The 912-nt window shown below is 34.8% G+C and carries 1 protein-coding gene; it reads right to left on the bottom strand.

Features of this window, described 5'->3' with window-relative positions; translation table 11 throughout:
• Window positions 1-78 precede the first annotated feature (78 nt).
• Window positions 79-912 (bottom strand): hypothetical protein (locus UC75_RS15915; protein ID WP_228137434.1); only part of this gene is annotated, 834 nt, incomplete at its 5' end.

Raw genomic sequence — 912 nt, 5'->3', positions numbered from 1 at the left:
GGGGTCACAAGTTCAAGTCTCGTCATAGCCACCATTTTAAAAAACCATGCTCATGCATGGTTTCTTTTTATCTGCTTTTTACATATTAAAATGTTTTTCAATCGTATCGAGTGTTTTTGAACTTTGATAAAAAGGAGCTAAAAGCGCTTGTAATAACGGTTCTAAAATACCGTGTTCATTAAAGGCATTCATAACCTTCGGATAAAAACGTAAAGCTTCAGTTTGTAAGTCGCTTTCGGTTAAACCAATCTCACTTAATACTTCAAATAAACTCTGGTCTTTATAAAAGTCATAAAAAACTTCGACACCATACAAAATCAGATCTTGCATAAATTGCGATTGGCGTAATTCTTTCCAGTATTCATAAATTAAAACAAAAAACTCTTCAACATCGAGAGGAGTGAGCTGCTTCATAAACTCATACATTTTTTTATGTCTAATATCTTCCCATACATGACGCACTAGGCTTTCTAAATCTTCACTCGATAAAAGACTTAATTCTGTGAGTTGCTCATGAATAAAGCTGGCAATCCAAGTTTCAAGTTTATGCTCAAGACGTTGTTGCTGTAGAAAGGAGAATTTTTTGAGTTTGTGTTGCCATTCAAAGTGATAGTCATCAACTCTAGATGCGCTTAGAAATTTTGGTAATTTTTGTTCTAAGGTTGAGGTTGCAATATATTGGCAAAGTTGTTGTACAGAAGGACTGCTTCTTAAAAACTGATTGAGATAAAGAGGAATATGTTCCATTTCTAAAAATTTGGAGAGCCACATTTCAAATTGGTGGTCAGATACCAAATCTTGTAGCTGAATTGGAGACTTCATGGCAGATAGATAAATACGCTGCGCAATTTCCCCAATAAACTCAAGTAAACCAGCACCTAGCTGCATTTCAAAAGCATAACGTTTCACAAC

The organism is Acinetobacter sp. V2, assembly GCF_001188385.1.
Classification (GTDB): Bacteria; Pseudomonadota; Gammaproteobacteria; order Pseudomonadales; family Moraxellaceae; genus Acinetobacter; species Acinetobacter oleivorans.
Note: the sequence above shows the minus strand (reverse complement) of the source record. Positions and strands in the feature narration are given on the sequence as shown.